We start from the raw sequence: 17,604 nt of genomic DNA, 5'->3' as shown, positions 1-17,604 counted from the left end.
ATATTTTTTCAGTAAAACAAATATTTAATTACTAAAGAAAAATTTCTTAAAAAATGTAATATTATAGATATTATTTAGAGAAAAAATAATTAAAAGAAAATGTAAATTTGTAAAGGAGAGAATTAATTATGAATTTTCTTTTTGAAATAGGATTGGAAGAATTGCCAGCACAATATGTGGATAAGGCGGAGAAAGATCTGAAAAAAATAATAGAAAATGAGTTAAAGGCTGAAAGAATCAAGTTTTCAGAGATAGAATCATTTAGTACGCCGAGAAGAGTTACTGCGATTATAAAGGATTTGGCTGAAAAACAAGATGATTTGGATAAAAAAAGCGTAGGGCCTTCGGTAGAAATTGCTTATAAGGATGGGCAGCTTACGAAAGCTGGAGAAGGGTTTGTGAAGTCGCAAGGTGCTACGGTTGATGATATAAAGATTATTGAAAATGAAAAAGGGAAATATATTTCGATTGAAAAATTTATTGCAGGAAAAAATACTAGGGAAATTTTGCCTGAAATATTGAAAAATGCGATAAAGAAAATAGAGTTTGAAAAGTCAATGAAGTGGGCGGACAGAACATTTAGGTTTGTAAGGCCAATTAAATGGTTTGTAACTTTGTTTGATAATGGAGAAATTTTACCTTTTGAGTTTGAAGGGCTAAAAGGTGGGAATAAAACTCGTGGAATGAGATATTTTGCTTCTCAGGACATTGAGATTAATAATCCGCTTGACTATGAAAAAATAATGCTTGAAAATTTTGTTATTGTAAATGGTGAAAAAAGAAGAGAAGAAATTTTGAAAAGCATAAGGGAAAATGGTGAAAAGGATGGAGATACTGCGATAATCAATAAATATTTATTAGATGAAGTAGTTAACGTGGTAGAATATCCATTTGCAATAAAAGGTGAATTTAGCAAGGATTATTTGCAGCTTCCTAAAGATATTATCACGATTACATTGGAAACTCATCAAAGATATTTTCCAGTAAAAGATAAAGACGGTAAATTATCTAATAAATTTATTGTTATAAGAAATGCACCCGAATATTCGGAAACTGTGAAAAAAGGAAATGAAAAGGTTGTAGAGCCAAGGCTTGCTGATGCGAAATTCTTCTTTGATGAGGATTTGAAAAATAAATTTGCAGACAATGTGGAAAAACTAAAGGAAGTTACTTTCCAAAAGGATATGGGAACAATTTTTGAAAAAGTTAAAAGAAGTGAGAAAATTGCTGAATATCTGATTTCAGAATTGAACTTGAATGACAAGAAGGAAAATATTATAAGAACTGTGGATTTAGCAAAAGCCGATCTTGTTTCAAATGTAATTGGAGAAAAAGAATTTACAAAATTACAAGGGTTTATGGGTTCAGTTTATGCTGAAAAGCAGGGAGAACATAAAGATGTGGCACTTGGAATTTTTGAGCATTACTTGCCACGTTATCAAGGAGATGAACTACCTACAACTGTGGAAGGCGCTATCGCTGGAATAGCTGATAAGATGGATACAGTAATTGGATGTTTTTCAGTTGGATTAAAACCAACAAGTTCTAAAGACCCTTATGCATTAAGACGTGCGACACAAGGAATTATCCAAGTTGTATTAAATTCAAAATTATCCTTTGACTACAAAGAATTAATTGAAAAGGCTTATGAAATTTTTTCGGCTGATAAAAAAGTGCTGGAAAAAGATGTTGTGAAGGATGTAACAGAGTTCTTTAAACAAAGAATAATTAACGTACTTTCTGAAAAATATAAAAAAGATCTTATAAACTATGAGATAAATCTTGAAAGTAATATTGTGGAACTTGATAAAAAATTATCTGAACTTCTGAAATTATCACAGACTGAAAATTTTGAAATTTTGATAAATCTTTTGAAACGTGTAAAAAATATTGTGAAAGATGAAAAAAATGAAAATCTAAATATTGACAGTACTTTATTTGAATTGGAAGAAGAAAAGACATTGTATAATTTAGCAAATCAATTGGAAAGTATTGAAAATACAGAATTTTCAAATTATATTGAAACATTGTTAAATAATGCATCTACGATTAATCAATTTTTTGATAATGTAATAATTAATGTTGATAACAAAAAATTGAAAGAAAATCGTATTGCATTATTGAAAAAATTAGAAATTTCTATTGATAAAACGATAAATATATAAAAACTAAAAATAAAATAATAATAGAAAATCTATAGTTTGTTCAGTAAAATAGGCTTAGAAAAGAACTTACAATTTGTTAAAAATTTAGATGTATTTAGTTTTTTTGAGCTTGATTTTAAAGTAATTTTTGCTCAAAAAATCAAAAAAAAATAAATTTTTAAAAATGACTTGTAAGTCAAGAAAACTAAGAGTTTTACATAGTAAAAAGTGCTAAACATATAGCTTAAATCAAAGAATTGAATGATTTTTTTATTGACTTTTTATTAAAAAAATGTTATCATATATATGTAAAACAAAAAGTTTTAGCTAAAGAATGTTTTTAATGTAAAAGCTAAAGTATTGATTTTTTACCTAAAATGTTGTATAATTTATTAAGAGGATTAGGAGAAAACAGTACTAATTTAAAAGTTAGAGAAAACAAAATGAAATTCAGGAGGAATTGAAATGAAAAAATTAGTTATTTTAGGAACAGCTTTATTAGCTTTAAATGCTGTAGCATCTGAAGTCCAAGTTAAAGGTGGATATGATTTCTACAGAAAATTTAAAGCAGGTTCAAGTGAATTTAGTGAAGACTATAGATTTAAAAATGGACCAACACTTGGTTTAGAATATATCGTTGATAACCAAGGTGAATTTGAGTGGGGATTAGGAGCAGAATACAAATTATCAGCTAACTCTGGTAAAATCAAAAGAAGAGATGATAATGCTAAATTGATGAGAAATGTTCCAGTTTATGCTTTAGGTAAATTTAATTTAATCACAACTAACAATGGAAATGACGCATTATACGTATTAGGAAGAGCAGGATATAATTTTGCTAAAGAAACTAAAAATGTAAATAATGATGTTAAGGGTGGATTATATGTAGCTGCAGGATTAGGAACTGAATTTGGACCAGTTTCATTAGAAGCTATTTATGAAAGAGCAAACGTTAAAGTTAAAGGAACTAATACTGTAGGAGATGCATATAGAACAAGAAATTATACTGATTCAGTAGGAGTTAGAGTAGGATATAGATTTGGACAATTGAAAAATGACAGATCACCTAAAATTATAACTCAAACTGTGCAAGTACCTGTACCAACTCCAGTACCTGCACCAGCTCCAGAACCAGCACCAATTGTTAATAATACTGCAACATTACCATTTAGCTGTTCAGTAGAAGATAAAAAATGTGTAATTAGAGGATTTAAAGTTGACGGTAGAGTACCTAATGAAAACGAAGCTGCTGACTTGAGAACTATCGCAGGTGTAATTAACCAATTCGCTGATGGTGGATCAATTGATTTTGTTGGACATACAGATTCAACTGGATCAGATGCTTATAACCAAAAATTATCAGTAGCAAGAGCACAAAATGTTGCTAGATTGTTAAGAGACTATGGATTGAAAAACTCAATATCTTATGGAACAATCACTGGACAAGGAGAAAAAAATCCAGCTGATACTAACGATACTGTTGATGGAAGATACAACAACAGAAGAGTTGAATTATTCTTCCAAAACGTTGACTTTAGTAACGTAAGATTTATTAACCAATAATCTTTTAAATTAAAATAGAAATTTATAAGTATTCAGAGGGACATTTAATTATGTCTCTCTTTTTTTGTTTATATTGATTTTATAAAAAATTTATATAAATATTGATTTTTAATGCAATAAATGATATTATTTACATAGGTTTATATTCGTATTGTTTAAATTTTGATATTAAATATCGTAAAACAAAGCATTTGAACAATCAGGAAGGAAAGTTATGAAGGAAATTGTTGTGGAAATAAAAAATGAGCAGGGAGTTCATGCACGTCCTGCAGGGCAAATTGTAAATATTGCAAAACGATACAAAGTAACTTTGGAAATAGAAAAAATTGGAGAAAATGAAATTATTGATGGAAAAAATGTATTTGGAGTGATGACTCTTGGAGCAGCAAAAGGAGAACAATTAAAACTTAGGGCTGTTTCAGAAAATGGAGAGAACCTTGATGAAGAAAGTAAACTATTGGAAGAATTAAGACAAATAATTGAAATTGATAAATTTTTTGAAAAATAATTTTATAAACAAAATATAAAGAAGGGAGAAAGAACTAGCTAATATAAGTAGTTCTAGAGTACAAAATGAACGAAAAAGAATTTGAAGTATTGTTGGAAGATTATTTGCCAGAAGAAAAAAAATCTGGAGATGTAGTGGAAGGAGTAATAACTAGAAAAGAGCTTGATTTCGGATTTCTTGATTTGAATGCAAAAAAAGAAGGAAGAATTTATGCTAGTGAAGTTAAAGATTTTGAAATAGGAGATAAAATTGAAGTAAAAGTTTTAAGAGAAGATGAAGACAATATCATTGTTTCAAAATTTTTATTGGATAAGGCCAAAGAACTAGCCTCATTTAATGTAGACGACATTGTAACAGGAGAAATTATTAAGAAAATTAAAGGTGGATACACTGTAAGAATAGGAAAAAATGAAGCATTTCTACCATTTTCACTTGCCAGATTTGACAAAAATAAAGATTATACAGGACAAAAATTTAAATTTTTAATAAAGGAAAAAAATAAGAGTAATATAACTATTTCAAGAAGTGACTTAATAAAAATTGAAGAAGAAAAATATTTTGAAAAAGTAAATATTGGAGATGTAGTTACTGGTAAAATTAAGGAAGTATTCGATTTTGGTATTATTTTGGACTTGGAAGCAACTAGTGGATTTATTCATATATCTGAAATTTCTTGGGATCAAGTGGATAATTTGACTGAAAAATATGAAATTGGTAATGAAATAAGTGCTAAAATTATTGAGAAAGATGCTGAAAAAAATAGATTGAAATTAAGCATAAAACAATTATCAGAAGACCCTTGGGTTACATTTGCGGCAAGCCATAATGTAGGAGATGTAGTTGAGGCAGTTGTGAAGGATGTGCTTGATTTTGGGTTAGTTGTAACTGTTGATGGAAATTCTGGATTTGTACATGTGTCAGAGTTGGCTTGGCACAATGGAGCTAAAGAGCTTAAAAACTATAAGGAAGGAAACAAATTTTCTGCAAAAATTATTCAAATTGAAGATGAAAAGAAAAATGTTAAGTTAAGTGTAAAACAATTGTCAGAAAACCCTTGGGATACAGTTAAGGAAAAATACCACATCGGAGATATTATCGAAAAACCAATAACAGAAGTATTTGACTTTGGATTGTTAATTTCATTGGAAAAAGATATTGACGGACTTTTACATGTATCTGACTTGTCGTATAAGAGAGAAACTAACTTGTCTTCAAAATATAAGGCAGGAGACGTAATCAAATTTAAAATAGTTGACTTTAATGATGAAAAAAATAGAATTACTTTGAGTGCTAAAGCATTGCTTGATGACAGATGGGAAGTTCTTGAGGAAACTTATGACTTTGATAATGAGTTTAAAGGAAAAGTTATGAATGTTCAAGATTACGGAATTTTTGTAGAACTTGAAAAAGGAATCGAAGTGTTTATTCATAAAAATGAATTTTCATGGGACAGAAAAGAACATAAAGAATATAAAGTTGGCGATGAAGTAAAATTTAAAGTAATAGTAGTTGATAAACTTGATAAAAAACTTTCTGGAAGTATCAAGCAACTTGAAAAATCGCCTTGGAAGGAAGTTACAGAGCAATATAAGAAAGGGAATATTGTAAATACTGAGATTGTGGAAATCCAAGAAAACTTTGTACTTGTTAAATTGACAGACAGATTTAACGGAATTATACCAAAACGGGAATTGGCAGAGGAAGTTTTGAAGGATATTTCTGAAAAATTCTCTGTTGGAGATAAAGTTGAGGCTGTAATTACGGATATTAATGATAAGAGAAAATCAATTGCATTATCTGTAAAAAAAGTTCAGGAAATGGAAGAGAAAAAAGAGCTGGATGAACTTATGAAAGTTTATGGAGTCTAATTTTACAAATTCAAAATATGATAAAATTAAGAAAAAATTATAATTTTAGCATTTAAATATATATAATATATATAGTTAATTATAAAAAATAAATTTTACATAATTTTAAAAAAGTGCTAAAATATAAAAGTAAATATTAGAATACTGAAATACATGGAGGTAAAATTAGATGGCAAAGACAGAATTTATGAAATTTGCATATTTCGATAAAGAAATAGTGGAATTTGAAAAAGCAACAGTTAGTATTGCTACACACAGTTTACAATATGGAACAACTTGCTTTGGTGGAATCAGAGGATATTACAGAAATGGGAAAGTAGCGATTTTTAGACTGAAAGATCACTATATAAGATTAATGAATGCGTCAAAAATGTTAGGATTTGAATATTTTATAACTTGGGATGAATTTAAGGATATTGTTACAGATTTAGTTAAGAAAAACGATGTAAAAGAAGATTTTTATATGCGTCCATTTGTATTTTGTAAAGAGCCTAGATTGTCACCTAAAAAAGCAGGATTAGACTTTGATTTGGCAATTTACATGCTGCCGCTTGCAGATTATGTAAGTACAGAAGGCGGACTGAACTTAATGAGTTCGACTTATAGAAAGTATAATGATTCGGCAATTCCTACGAAAGCGAAAGCAGGAGGTTCATACATTAACTCGTTCCTTGCGACAAGTGACGCTCAAAGAAACGGTTATGATGATGCATTAATGTTTGATGATGCTGGAAACGTGGTAGAAGTGTCAGTTGCAAATATAATACTGGTTTACAGAGGGCAAATAATAATCCCTGATACTGGAAATGCAGCTCTTGAAGGAATTACAGTAAGATCAGCATTGGAATTATTAGAACACAATGGATATAAAATAAATCGTGGAAAAATTGACAGATCAATGGTATTCACAGCAGACGAACTGCTAGTAACAGGAACAGCAATGAAAATTACTTATGCAGAATCATTGGACAAACGTCCTATTGGGCAGTTAGACTTTAATGCAAAACCACAAGCAGGTAAATTTCATAAATTGTTAAAATCAGAATATGAAAAAGTAATCAATGGAGAACATGAATTGTCTTCTGAATGGTTATTTATTGTAGAATAAAGGTAAGTACACTGGAAATGTTTGAAAAAGGCATTGAAGGTGTACTTTTTTATTATCAATAATTTTTTTATTATTTTGAAAAAAACTTGTATTTAAGATAAATTGAGAGTAAAATGGAGGTGAAAGGGAAGTGATGATAAGAGAAAATTATTGAAAAATTATAAAAAACTGAAATTTAGATATAATTTTTTACGTTAATTAATTTAATTGTGAGAGAATTAAGGCATGCCAAAAGATTGAAATTTCTTGGGAAATTAAATAGTAATGTAAAATTTGGGAAGAGAGATGGTTATTTAAAAACGTCTCTCTTTTTGTTATTATAAAAAAATCTGATAAAAAAATTTGGATACAAAACTATAATTTTTTTGTTTTAATTATCAGGATAAACCTTTAATACAAGATAAGGGGTTGTGACAATGAGCAATCTTGCCAAAAAAAGAAAAAAACTAATATTAAATTCCATTATAAAATAGAAACTATATAAAAGTTTTAATTCTTTACTCATTCGTTATTTAAACGGGGAATAGTATTAGAACCTATTAAAAAAAATTATAATAAATTAGTTATTTAAATATTGTTTAGATTAAATCAAAAAAACTTTTAAGAAAATTATTTTCTCAAAAGTCTTATTTATAAATTTAAATATTCAAATCATTTTTTTTAATAAATTCTAACAACGCTTTACAACCTTTTACTACATCATCATAAGTTGTATCAAAATCGCCAGTAAACCACGGATCTTTTATTTCCCGTTTTTCTCCTGCGTATTCTAACAGCATTCTTATTTCGCCTTTATTTTTTCCATTTGTAAAAAGTTTGATATTTTCTATATTGCTTTCGTCCATCCCAATAATATAATCGGCATCCAAATCATCGTTATTTAAAATTCTGGAATACATTCCTTTTACACTTATTCCTTCTTTGGCGAGCCTAGTTTTAGTACCGTGATGAACTGGATTTCCGTGTTCCCATGAACTTGTCGCTGCTGAATCAATAATGATTTTGTCAGAAAGTTTTTCCTTTTTTACTATTTCCCGAAAGACTGCTTCTGCCATTGGGGAACGGCATATATTTCCTAGACAGACAAATAATACTTTTACCATTTTCACCTCTTTATTTTTTTATTTTAATCTAATTATTTTAATTTTTTAAAAACTTCTCCTATGCTTTCGTGTATAACTAAATTTGCAAAATTGTCCTGCTCAGTCTTGGATTTATTTATTAACACAAGATTTTTTCCTTGAAAATAATGTATAAGGGAAGCGGCTGGATACACGATAAGCGAAGTTCCGCCTATAATTAGTGTATCAGTTTTGGATATTTCGTTTATTGCTTTTCTAAAAGTATCTGGATTAGGAACTTCTTCATACAAAGTAACATCTGGTTTTATAATTCCGTCACATTTTAAACAATGAGGGATATTTTCAGTTTCACAGATTTCTAAAAATTCTTCCATATTGTATTTTTTACCGCAAATAACACAAGTATTGCTGTCAACAGTTCCATGCAGTTTCAAGACGTTTTTGCTTCCAGCCATTTCATGCAGGCAGTCGATATTTTGAGTAATAACAGCCGTCAATTTTCCATCTTGTTCCAGCCTTGCCAAATATTTATGAGCAAAATTCGGTTTTGCATTTGGATAAACAAGATGTTTTTTATAAAAATCATAAAATTCTTCTGGATATTTTTCATACATTGTGTGAGAAACAAGCTCTTCTGGAGAAAAATTCCTATCAAGTTTTAAATTGTAGACTCCATTTGCACTTCTAAAATCAGGAATGCCTGATTCTGTAGAAACGCCTGCACCTCCAAAAAAGACAACTCTTTTACTTTCATCAATTGTTTTTTGAAGCAAACTTATTTTATCCATTTTTATCACCTTGCTTTTTTACTTTGTTTTTCTATTATTAAATTCACTATTGAAATAGAGGGATCAAAAAAATTTATTGTAAAAAATTATAAATATTTCAATTTTCCTCTAAAATCTTCAATAGTTTTGTATCCTTTTTTATCCATAATATCTTTTAATTCGTTAGTTATTCTCTCAAAAGCAACAGGACCTTCCTTGTGTAAAGTTGTACCAATTTGAACCATGCTCGCCCCACATAAAATATGCTCAAAAGCATCTTGTCCTGTAAGAACACCGCCTGTTCCAATAATTTTAATAGAAGGATTCAATCTTTGATAAAAGGCGTGAACATTAGCAAGGGCAGTTGGTTTTATATATTCTCCACCAATTCCTCCAAATCCATTTTTAGGCTTTATTACAACACTTTCATCTTCAATTACAAGTCCATTTCCAACGCTGTTTATACAATTTATGAATGTCAATGGAAATTTATTGAATACTGCGGCTGCCTGATCGAAGTGAACAATATCAAAGTAGGGAGGCAATTTTATTCCAAGCGGCTTTTTGAAATATGAAAAAATATCTGCCAACAACTTTTCAGTAGTTTCCAAATCATAGGCAATTTGTGGTTTTCCTGGCACATTTGGACAAGACAGGTTAAGTTCTGTTATTCCCTTAAAATCACTTTCCTGAACTTTTTTTAGTAATGCGTGAGTGTCTTCTGTCGACATTCCTACAAGCGAGAAAAAGAAAGTTCTGTCAGGATGTGTTTTCTGTAATTCCAGTAAATAATCTAAATAGTAATCAAATCCCAAATTTGGAAGTCCCATTGAATTTATGCTTCCCAGAGCTGTGTCATGATACCTAGGCTCTGGATTTCCAGGACGGGACTGTAATGTGGCAGTTTTCGTGACAAATGTTCCAGCCTGTGAATTTATAAGTTGTTCCAATTCATTTCTGTCGTAGCAGTAAACTCCCGCTGCATTCATAAAGCAGTTTTCAAAATCAAAATTACCGATGGATGTTTTTGTAGTTGCCATTTTTCCTCCTAAGATTAATTATTTTATTTTTTTAAATTATAGATGTAAAGCTGATTTGTAGTATTGGATAGCCAATTTCAACTGTTCTGCTTCTTCGTAAAGTTTTGCAACTTCAATTACATTATCAGAAATTTTTAGATATTCGCTACCTTTCAAGTTTTGCTCAGCCACATCGAATTTTCCAAGTTTTATACAACATTTTCCAAAATTGAATTTAAGTTTTGCTTCGTCAATTTTTCTCATGTCAACTTTTGCATTTTCTCGTTTTTTTCCTTCAAAAAAATGTCCGTAGTTTGTGTAGGCAAGATTATAGTTCTTTTCATCAGCAAATATATTTCCAAGCAGTGCAAAGGCTTCCAAATGGTTTTCATCTGCAAGCAATGTTAAATAGTGTTTTGCAAGAGTCATATTATTTTTGTCGGTATAAAGTTTTGAAAGTACTTCCTGTGCTTTTTTATTATCAAAATCGTCTGCTGCTGTTTTAAGATGTCTTTCAGCAGTTTCGATATCCTGTTTTTCTCCATAAAGCTTTCCAAGTAAATAATATGATTCCCCATTATCTTTAGCTTTGTGTAAATATTCTTCAGCCAAATCAACTTGTCCATTATCATAATAAATTTTGGAAAGTAATACTTGAGCCTCCTGATCTCTTTCATCAGCAATAGGTTTTAAATAATCTATTGCTAGATTTTTCTTCTTATATAAATAATATAAATTTCCCAAATTGTATTGAGCTCTCTGATTTCCATTATTTATTGCCAATTTGTAATAATATTCTGCCAATTCAAAGTTCGATTTTCTTTTATAAACAGTCCCAAGTTTATCTTGAAGTTCAAAATCTCCACCATCAGCAATTTTTTTTAAATATTTTTCTGCCAAATTTAATTTATCATATTTCAGATAAATGTCAGCAAGCATAAGAAAGGCCTTTCTATTTCCACCTTTAGCTGCTTCTTTTAAATATTTTTCAGCTAAAATATCAGAGCCACTGTCGTAGTAGCTTTTACCCATTTCATATAATCGACCAGAATCATCATTTTCGATATTATCAAAACCTTCAAATTCCATATTTTCCATAAAACAAACCTCCTATTTTTTATTATTTATTTTTTATTGTTTCCAAATTTGAAATTTTACTATTCAAAGTTTGGATATTAAACTTAAACTTATTATATCTAGTAAAATCACTTTAAGTTGAATTTAAAAGTGATAACTATTCTAACCAATCCCTAAGTTTGGTTAATTTTTATTAGTGTAATTTTAAATAAGTTTGAACATACTATATTATACTATATTTTTTTATATTTGTCATACTATTTCAGAACAAAAAAAATTATTTTTGAAAATCCTTTGAATTGTTAGGAAAGTGTGATATAATCAAAATAAAATTTTTTAAATACAATTTTTGAAAACAGGAAGGAGAAAATTATGAAAAAATACAGTCAATTTGAGATTTTTAGATTTATTGGAGCATTGTCAGTTCTATATTATCACTTAGGGATACACAGTTCATTTTCTCTACCCAAATTGCCTTTTTTAATGGAATATGGAATTGTTTGGGTATTTTTCTTTTTTTTGCTTTTAGGATTTTTTTTAACATACGTTTATTCAACTAAGTTTTTTGATGCAAAAGTATTTTATAAGACAAGATTTTTTAAATTTTATCCAGTTTATTTTTTGTCACTTTTATTAACTTTAAAATTTCGTGGAACAATTATCTACAATCTTCTTTTAGTACAGTCTTGGATATTTAATAGATCCCTAAGTTATAATTCATCAGCTTGGTATTTGTCTGTTTTGACCTTCTTACTGCTTTTGTTTCCTGTATTACTAAAATTTCGTGGAAATAAGTATTTTGTATGGTTTGTAATAATTATTAATTTTTATGTTTATTATTTTTATAATTATCTTTTTCAACAAAATTCCAATAGTGGAACAGTACTTGAATTTATAAAATATAATCCGTTAATGTATATTAGTACTTTTTCTCTTGGTATGTTACTTTATGATAAAATAAAAAATATAAAAAAGCGAAATATTTATTCATTTTTTACAATAATTTATATTTTGTTTTTATTATTTATACCATATAATAAATTAATACCTTATAATTCTACTGTTATTGCTTTATTTTTTGTTCCTTTGATTGTATTTTTATATTTAGATAATTATTTTTTCAGTAAATTTTTAAGAAATAAATTTTTTATTTATCTTGGTGGACTAAGTTATTCAATATATGTACTTCATAGACCCTTGTATATTGTATTTGAAAAATTTGTAGGTGAGATTAAAAATTATACTGATTTTACAATTTACCTTTTTATGGTGTTTTTCATGGCAAATTTAACAAAATATCTAATAGAAAATAAATTTTATAAATATTTGTGTGAAAAATATATATAATAAAAAATGTACCTATAAACTTTGTAATATTTATTATTCAGTTTATCGGTACATATTCTTTTTTATTTAATATTTATTTTCTAGAGTTTAAAAATTATAAATCATTTTCTCTTAAATATTCTTCTATATCAAGTCCTGCAATTGCTCCACTTCCTGCCGCAATAATTGCTTGCTGGTATCTGCCATCTTGAACATCTCCTGCTGCAAAGATTCCAGAAGTACTTGTTTTTGAAGATTTTCCTTTTGTTACAATATAGCCTCTTTCGTCAATTTCTACTTTACCTTCAAGAAATTTTGTATTTGGAGTTCTTCCGATTGCTACAAAAATTCCATCTGCTGTTAAAGTTTCAGTTTCGCCTGTTTTGTTATTTATAAGCTCTATTCCTGTAACTTTTTCATCAGCCAGTACTTTTTTTGGAGTGTAGTCTAGTTTCCATTCAATTTTGTTGTTATCTTTTGCTCTTTTTTGCATAATTGCTGAGGCACGTAACATATCTCTTCTGTGAATAACTGTAACTTTGTTGGCAAATTTTGTTAAAAAGACAGCTTCTTCCATCGCAGTATCTCCACCGCCAATTACAACAACATCTTTTCCACGATAGAAAAATCCATCACAAGTGGCACATGCACTAACTCCTCTTCCAATATTTTCCTTTTCGTTTTCAATTCCAAGATACTTTGCACTCGCTCCTGTTGATAAAATTATTGTTTTTGCTTCTATGATATTTCCGTTATCCAAATGTAATTTAAATGTTTTCTTACCATTATTTTCTACATTTTCAATATCTTTTACAACTGCCTGTAGAAATTCAGTTCCAAAATTTTTTGATTGAGCCTTTATGTCTTCTATTAGCTGCGGACCTGAAATTCCTTGTGGAAATCCAGGAAAATTTTCAACTTCTGTTGTGGTTGTCAATTGTCCACCTGGTTCCATTCCATTTATTATTATATTTTTTAATCCTGCACGGCTTAAATAAATTGCGGCTGTCAGTCCTGCTGGACCTGAACCTATAATTACTGAATCATACATATTTTTCATCATTCCTTTTTTAGTGATTTTTTTATAAATTATGATTAAGAGATCATAATCACAAAGTTTCTTTTTTAATATTAAAGTCTAGCAAAATTGAAAAAACAATCGCTAGACTTCTTCTATAAATAAATATATCTTTAAATAACGTATTTTTGGTTTTATAATACTTGGTTTACTTCTTCATAAAGTGATTCTTTTGAGTGTAATCCAACTAATTTTTTAACAGGTTTTCCATCTTTGAATAAGATTAATGTAGGAATACTTTGGATTCCAAAAGATTGTGCTAATTCCAATTCTTCATCTACATTTACTTTTCCAATTGTAGCTTTTCCTTCCATTTCGTTTGAAAATTCTTCAATAATAGGAAGTTGCATTTTACAAGGTCCACACCATTCTGCCCAGAAATCTACTAGAGCTACTCCACTTGAAATACTTTGATCAAAATTATCTTTATTTAAATTTAATGCCATTTTACATCAACCTCTTTCTTAAAATCATTTTGTTAAGTTTTATAATTTATAGTTTATTTTTTAAAAAAATTGTGTTATACTGTTTTTAGAAAATCAACTATTCAATCAAGTAATTGAATAGTATCATATTTAAAATAAATTGTCAATACTTTTATTATAAAATTTTGAAAATATATCAAAATTTAATATCTATCTAGTCAAGGTTAAGTGAATTTGTAGATCAAAATAATAATTTTTAAGTTTGGTTTTAAAGAGATTTAGTATAAATAAAGAAAGCAAAAAGGAGCTGAATTAAATGGATAAAATATGTCAAAATTATAAAAATAGCCTATATTCAGGATTGTCAAAAATAGGAAAATGCCTGTCCAGTGAAAAAAGAATCGAAATATTGGATTTGCTAGTTCAAGGAGCAAAAACTGTGGAAAGTATTTCAAATGAAACGGGAATGAGCATTGCAAACACTTCAAGACATTTACAAATTTTAAAGGATGGAAACTTAGTTATTAGTGAAAAAAAGGGGAATTATGTTGTTTATGAAATCGCAAATACACAAATAATTGACTTGGTGTATCTTCTGATTGGGGTAGGAGAGCAGCAACTGGCAGATATTCAGCGGATACACAATGAATTTAATGATAGTTGTATGAAAATCCGTCCAATTACTTTGGAGCAGGCTTACGAAATGGTAAAAAATAAAGAAACTTTAATAATAGATTTACGTCCAGAAGATGAATTTAATTCAAGCCATATAGAAAACGCAATAAATATTCCAATGAAAAACCTTGAGGAAAATCTGAAAAAATTACCTAAAAACAAGGAAATAATTGTTTACTGTAGAGGGCGAAACTGTGCTTATGCAAATCTTGCTTCCAAATTTTTGAATGATAATGGATTTCATGCTTACAGCTTGAATCAAAGTTATTATGATTGGAAAAAATATGATAATTTTTGAGTTTGATTTTAAAAAATAAGAAAGAGACTATTTCAAAAAAATTTTGAGACAGTCTCTATTTTTTTAATATTTAAATTTTACATTTGAAGATTCAGGTCTTCCAACTGATTTTTTCTCTTTAACATAGTTTATAAATGCTGTTTCAACACCTAAATGTGTATTTACACCTTCTCTTCCAGGAGTTGAAGTAATTTTACCAAAAGTTGCATATCCGTCTTTTCCTGCCGCAACATATGAATTTGTTCCTACAGTATAAGTTTTTCCTGCATCAATTGGAATCCATTTATTTGTTTTCGCATCAAGTACTTCCACTTTTTTAACTCTTGTTCCTAGAGTTCCCGCCTTAGTTGCCTCAAATCTTATTGCAGCTCCATAAGGGAATGCTCCTGAAGATCCTCCATCAAGTGCAAAATTCAATGCATCTTCGATTACTTGTTTTATTTCTGCACCATTCATTTTCAGAATATAGATAGTGTTAGAAGTAAATGGAAGCAGTGTATATGCATCGTCATATGAAATTTTTCCTGGAGTTAAAGATATTCTTGTTCCTCCTGAATTCATTATTACCATATCAATATTCCCTGTTCCCATATTTTTAAGCATATGTAGAACTGTTTCAGATACAAGTGTTGTAGCTAAAGATCCCTCAGGATTTTTATCATTAGGAATTCTGTTTGCTGATCCACCAGGGATTTCCTGTGTTATATTTCCTATTTCCTTTTTACCAAGCTCGTTCTTTTCCTTTTTATATCTTTCAAGAACTTTCTGTGCAGTTGGATCTTCTTTTACAAATTTTATATCTTTACGGCTGTTTACATATTTGATAATATCTTCTCTTTCTTTTCCTTGAAGTTCGCTTTTTTCGCCTTTATCATTTTTAACTTCAAATGAGCTATCACCAATAACTATTGTAGGCTCTGCTTTTAGTTCAGTTATTACACCTTTATCATTAAATTTAACCTTCATATTTCCTACCAGATGAGAGTAGCTCCATGCTTCTGCAACATATACAGGTTCTCCTGCTGGAGACATTATTTTTTTAGGATATTCTGCAACAGGTTTTAATCCATATTCTGTATAACTTTCTCCCAATAGATAGTGAGTGTCTCCCGTAATAATAACATCTATTCCAGAAACTTTTTCAGCGATTTCAAGATTTTTTTCGTATCCTGCATGTGATAAGAAAATTATCTTATTAAGTCCTTTGGCTTGGAGTTCTGCTACCATTTTTTTAGCTGTTTCAACTTCATCATGGAATTTTATATCTTTTCCTGGACTTGAAGATTCGACGGTTTTTCCTACTACGTCTAATCCTACAATGGCAACATCTTGTCCATCTATTTTTCTAATTACATAAGGAGTCCATTTTCCCTCCAATATGCTTCCCTTATCAGGAACAACATTCGCTGAAACTACTGGTATTTTCAATTCATCAAGGAAGTTTTTTAAAACAGTGTTACCATCATCAAATTCATGATTTCCCAAAGCAAATAAATCAAAATGTCCTACATTCATAAGTGCCGCATCAGCTTTTCCTTTAAACAAAGTATAATACAATGTTCCAGAAAGAGCATCTCCTGCGTGCAATACTAGGCTATTTTTACTAGATTTTTTTAAATCTGCGATTCTTTGAATCATTCTTGGCATTCCACCAACATTGACAGTAACTTTTTTCCCATTAAGAACTAAGTCCATTTTTTCTTCTTCAAGATGTGAATGGTGATCATTAATGTGTATTAAATTCAGCTCCAATGTTTTAGCAGAAAGTTTGCTTTTTGAAGCAGTTTTTTTTCTAGTTGCTCCCATAGCTGATATGCTTATAGCTGCAGCGAGTCCTAATAAAATTAATTTTTTCATATTTCCTCCTTAAAATTTTTTATTTTTCAATATGATTATATCCTGACTTTTAAAAAAATCAAGAATAATTTAATATTTTTAAGTATATTCAAACTTCTTGAAAATTGAATCGGTAAAAATTAAACAAACTTAGGGATTGAGTAAATGATAACTTTTAAATTCAGTTTTAAAGTAGTTTTATTATAATTTATTTATCTAAATAATTTTCTCTTATTAAATCAAAATATTTATTTAATGATGGAGATCCAAAATCATTTAGCCATTCTTGCTTTGGAATCGTGCAGTATTTTGAATAATATTTTGTCGTAACGTCTATAGGATTTTTTTCATTCACGAATAATCCCTCTTCCTGTATTATTCTTCCGTAAGTACTTAATGAAGAATTAAATGTATCTATCATTTTTGTATGTTTATTGTCTTCGTGAAATGAACGAAGTAATACCTGTTTTATAATAAACCTGCACCGAAAGTCTCCTGGAAATATTTCTGGAACATTTTTAAAAGTGTAGTCAAATTTCTTATCTGTAAACGGATCTTTTATATTTCCAAACGAAACTATACTCACCATTAAAAATAAATACACTGCCACTTTTTTCATAAATAACCATCCTTTCTTTTTTATTCAAAAAACTATATTCAACTCATTAAAATAGAATTTTGTATGATGTGTTCATAACTTTTGAATTTAGTTTTAAAATGATATCATTATATTATAACCTGATTTTAAAAAAATGCACATAAATTTTTTGAAATTTAAAAAAATATACTAAAAATATATATTCCTAAAATAAAGGTGTTTATTTTTTAGG

The 17,604-nt window shown here is 28.7% G+C and carries 15 protein-coding genes; 7 read left to right on the top strand and 8 right to left on the bottom strand.

The genetic code is table 11. From position 1 onward, the window contains the following. The first annotated feature begins 128 nt into the window (after positions 1–128). The 5 genes from glyS to BQ5344_RS02250 all read left to right on the top strand — a co-directional run bounded on the left by glyS (position 129) and on the right by BQ5344_RS02250 (position 7,191). Positions 129–2,165 carry a glycine--tRNA ligase subunit beta gene (gene glyS / locus BQ5344_RS02270; protein WP_071123991.1) on the top strand — a complete coding sequence of 679 codons (2,037 nt, stop codon included), beginning with the start codon at positions 129–131 and terminating at the stop codon, positions 2,163–2,165. Between the two features lie 444 nt (positions 2,166–2,609). Continuing rightward, a complete protein-coding gene (locus tag BQ5344_RS02265) occupies positions 2,610–3,707 on the top strand; it encodes an OmpA family protein (protein ID WP_021769409.1) in 1,098 nt (365 codons plus the stop codon). A 214-nt stretch (positions 3,708–3,921) separates the two neighbouring features. Further along, positions 3,922–4,215 carry an HPr family phosphocarrier protein gene (locus BQ5344_RS02260; RefSeq protein ID WP_021769408.1) on the top strand — a complete coding sequence of 98 codons (294 nt, stop codon included), beginning with the start codon at positions 3,922–3,924 and terminating at the stop codon, positions 4,213–4,215. 65 nt (positions 4,216–4,280) lie between these two features. Further along, a complete protein-coding gene (locus BQ5344_RS02255; RefSeq protein ID WP_071123990.1) occupies positions 4,281–6,083 on the top strand; it encodes a S1 RNA-binding domain-containing protein in 1,803 nt (600 codons plus the stop codon). A gap of 169 nt (positions 6,084–6,252) precedes the next feature. Further along, positions 6,253–7,191, top strand: coding sequence for a branched-chain amino acid transaminase (locus BQ5344_RS02250; RefSeq protein ID WP_071123989.1), 939 nt, complete (start codon positions 6,253–6,255; stop codon positions 7,189–7,191). Positions 7,192–7,829: 638 nt separating this feature from the next. Here the strand turns inward: BQ5344_RS02250 and BQ5344_RS02245 are convergent. The 4 genes from BQ5344_RS02245 to BQ5344_RS02230 all read right to left on the bottom strand — a co-directional run bounded on the left by BQ5344_RS02245 (position 7,830) and on the right by BQ5344_RS02230 (position 11,157). Beyond that, on the bottom strand, positions 7,830–8,294 hold the full coding sequence (locus tag BQ5344_RS02245; protein WP_071123988.1) for a low molecular weight protein-tyrosine-phosphatase: 465 nt from the start codon (positions 8,292–8,294) through the stop codon (positions 7,830–7,832). A 32-nt stretch (positions 8,295–8,326) separates the two neighbouring features. Then, positions 8,327–9,061 carry an NAD-dependent protein deacylase gene (locus BQ5344_RS02240; protein ID WP_071123987.1) on the bottom strand — a complete coding sequence of 245 codons (735 nt, stop codon included), beginning with the start codon at positions 9,059–9,061 and terminating at the stop codon, positions 8,327–8,329. Between the two features lie 86 nt (positions 9,062–9,147). After that, on the bottom strand, positions 9,148–10,080 hold the full coding sequence (locus BQ5344_RS02235) for a dihydroorotate oxidase (protein ID WP_021770127.1): 933 nt from the start codon (positions 10,078–10,080) through the stop codon (positions 9,148–9,150). A 36-nt stretch (positions 10,081–10,116) separates the two neighbouring features. Then, entirely contained in the window at positions 10,117–11,157 is a 1,041-nt protein-coding gene (locus tag BQ5344_RS02230; RefSeq protein WP_021770126.1) for a tetratricopeptide repeat protein, read from the bottom strand. Between the two features lie 351 nt (positions 11,158–11,508). Between BQ5344_RS02230 and BQ5344_RS12575 the strand changes: the two genes are divergently transcribed. Continuing rightward, a complete protein-coding gene (locus BQ5344_RS12575) occupies positions 11,509–12,483 on the top strand; it encodes an acyltransferase family protein (protein WP_071123986.1) in 975 nt (324 codons plus the stop codon). A 94-nt stretch (positions 12,484–12,577) separates the two neighbouring features. Here BQ5344_RS12575 and trxB read toward each other — a convergent pair whose 3' ends face one another. Together trxB and trxA are read right to left on the bottom strand one after the other, a co-directional pair. Continuing rightward, positions 12,578–13,522, bottom strand: coding sequence for a thioredoxin-disulfide reductase (trxB, locus tag BQ5344_RS02220; RefSeq protein ID WP_235846095.1), 945 nt, complete (start codon positions 13,520–13,522; stop codon positions 12,578–12,580). 152 nt (positions 13,523–13,674) lie between these two features. After that, the gene (trxA, locus tag BQ5344_RS02215; protein WP_021769860.1) at positions 13,675–13,986 is read right to left on the bottom strand and encodes a thioredoxin; all 312 of its coding nucleotides are present in this window, start codon (positions 13,984–13,986) and stop codon (positions 13,675–13,677) included. Positions 13,987–14,281: 295 nt separating this feature from the next. Here trxA and BQ5344_RS02210 point away from each other — a divergent pair, with 295 nt between their 5' ends. Continuing rightward, positions 14,282–14,938, top strand: coding sequence for a metalloregulator ArsR/SmtB family transcription factor (locus tag BQ5344_RS02210; RefSeq protein ID WP_006805735.1), 657 nt, complete (start codon positions 14,282–14,284; stop codon positions 14,936–14,938). Between the two features lie 63 nt (positions 14,939–15,001). Here BQ5344_RS02210 and nadN read toward each other — a convergent pair whose 3' ends face one another. Both nadN and BQ5344_RS02200 read right to left on the bottom strand, forming a co-directional pair. Further along, positions 15,002–16,795, bottom strand: coding sequence for an NAD nucleotidase (nadN, locus tag BQ5344_RS02205; RefSeq protein ID WP_071123984.1), 1,794 nt, complete (start codon positions 16,793–16,795; stop codon positions 15,002–15,004). A 187-nt stretch (positions 16,796–16,982) separates the two neighbouring features. After that, positions 16,983–17,393: a hypothetical protein gene (locus BQ5344_RS02200; protein ID WP_071123983.1), complete on the bottom strand. Its 411-nt coding sequence runs from the start codon at positions 17,391–17,393 to the stop codon at positions 16,983–16,985. Positions 17,394–17,604 lie beyond the last annotated feature (211 nt).

The organism is Leptotrichia massiliensis (assembly GCF_900104625.1).
GTDB lineage: Bacteria > Fusobacteriota > Fusobacteriia > Fusobacteriales > Leptotrichiaceae > Leptotrichia > Leptotrichia massiliensis.
The sequence above is the reverse complement of the archived record's forward strand: the minus strand, read 5'-3'. Positions and strand labels throughout refer to the sequence as shown.

Coding starts and splice junctions, on each gene's coding strand:
- trxB (WP_235846095.1), bottom strand. CDS start 13,522: ATGAAAAATATGTATGATTCAGTAATTATAGGTTCAGGTCCAGCAGGA.
- trxA (WP_021769860.1), bottom strand. CDS start 13,986: ATGGCATTAAATTTAAATAAAGATAATTTTGATCAAAGTATTTCAAGT.
- BQ5344_RS12575 (WP_071123986.1), top strand. CDS start 11,509: ATGAAAAAATACAGTCAATTTGAGATTTTTAGATTTATTGGAGCATTG.
- BQ5344_RS02260 (WP_021769408.1), top strand. CDS start 3,922: ATGAAGGAAATTGTTGTGGAAATAAAAAATGAGCAGGGAGTTCATGCA.
- BQ5344_RS02235 (WP_021770127.1), bottom strand. CDS start 10,080: ATGGCAACTACAAAAACATCCATCGGTAATTTTGATTTTGAAAACTGC.
- BQ5344_RS02240 (WP_071123987.1), bottom strand. CDS start 9,061: ATGGATAAAATAAGTTTGCTTCAAAAAACAATTGATGAAAGTAAAAGA.
- BQ5344_RS02255 (WP_071123990.1), top strand. CDS start 4,281: ATGAACGAAAAAGAATTTGAAGTATTGTTGGAAGATTATTTGCCAGAA.
- BQ5344_RS02210 (WP_006805735.1), top strand. CDS start 14,282: ATGGATAAAATATGTCAAAATTATAAAAATAGCCTATATTCAGGATTG.
- BQ5344_RS02245 (WP_071123988.1), bottom strand. CDS start 8,294: ATGGTAAAAGTATTATTTGTCTGTCTAGGAAATATATGCCGTTCCCCA.
- BQ5344_RS02200 (WP_071123983.1), bottom strand. CDS start 17,393: ATGAAAAAAGTGGCAGTGTATTTATTTTTAATGGTGAGTATAGTTTCG.
- BQ5344_RS02265 (WP_021769409.1), top strand. CDS start 2,610: ATGAAAAAATTAGTTATTTTAGGAACAGCTTTATTAGCTTTAAATGCT.
- glyS (WP_071123991.1), top strand. CDS start 129: ATGAATTTTCTTTTTGAAATAGGATTGGAAGAATTGCCAGCACAATAT.
- BQ5344_RS02230 (WP_021770126.1), bottom strand. CDS start 11,157: ATGGAAAATATGGAATTTGAAGGTTTTGATAATATCGAAAATGATGAT.
- nadN (WP_071123984.1), bottom strand. CDS start 16,795: ATGAAAAAATTAATTTTATTAGGACTCGCTGCAGCTATAAGCATATCA.
- BQ5344_RS02250 (WP_071123989.1), top strand. CDS start 6,253: ATGGCAAAGACAGAATTTATGAAATTTGCATATTTCGATAAAGAAATA.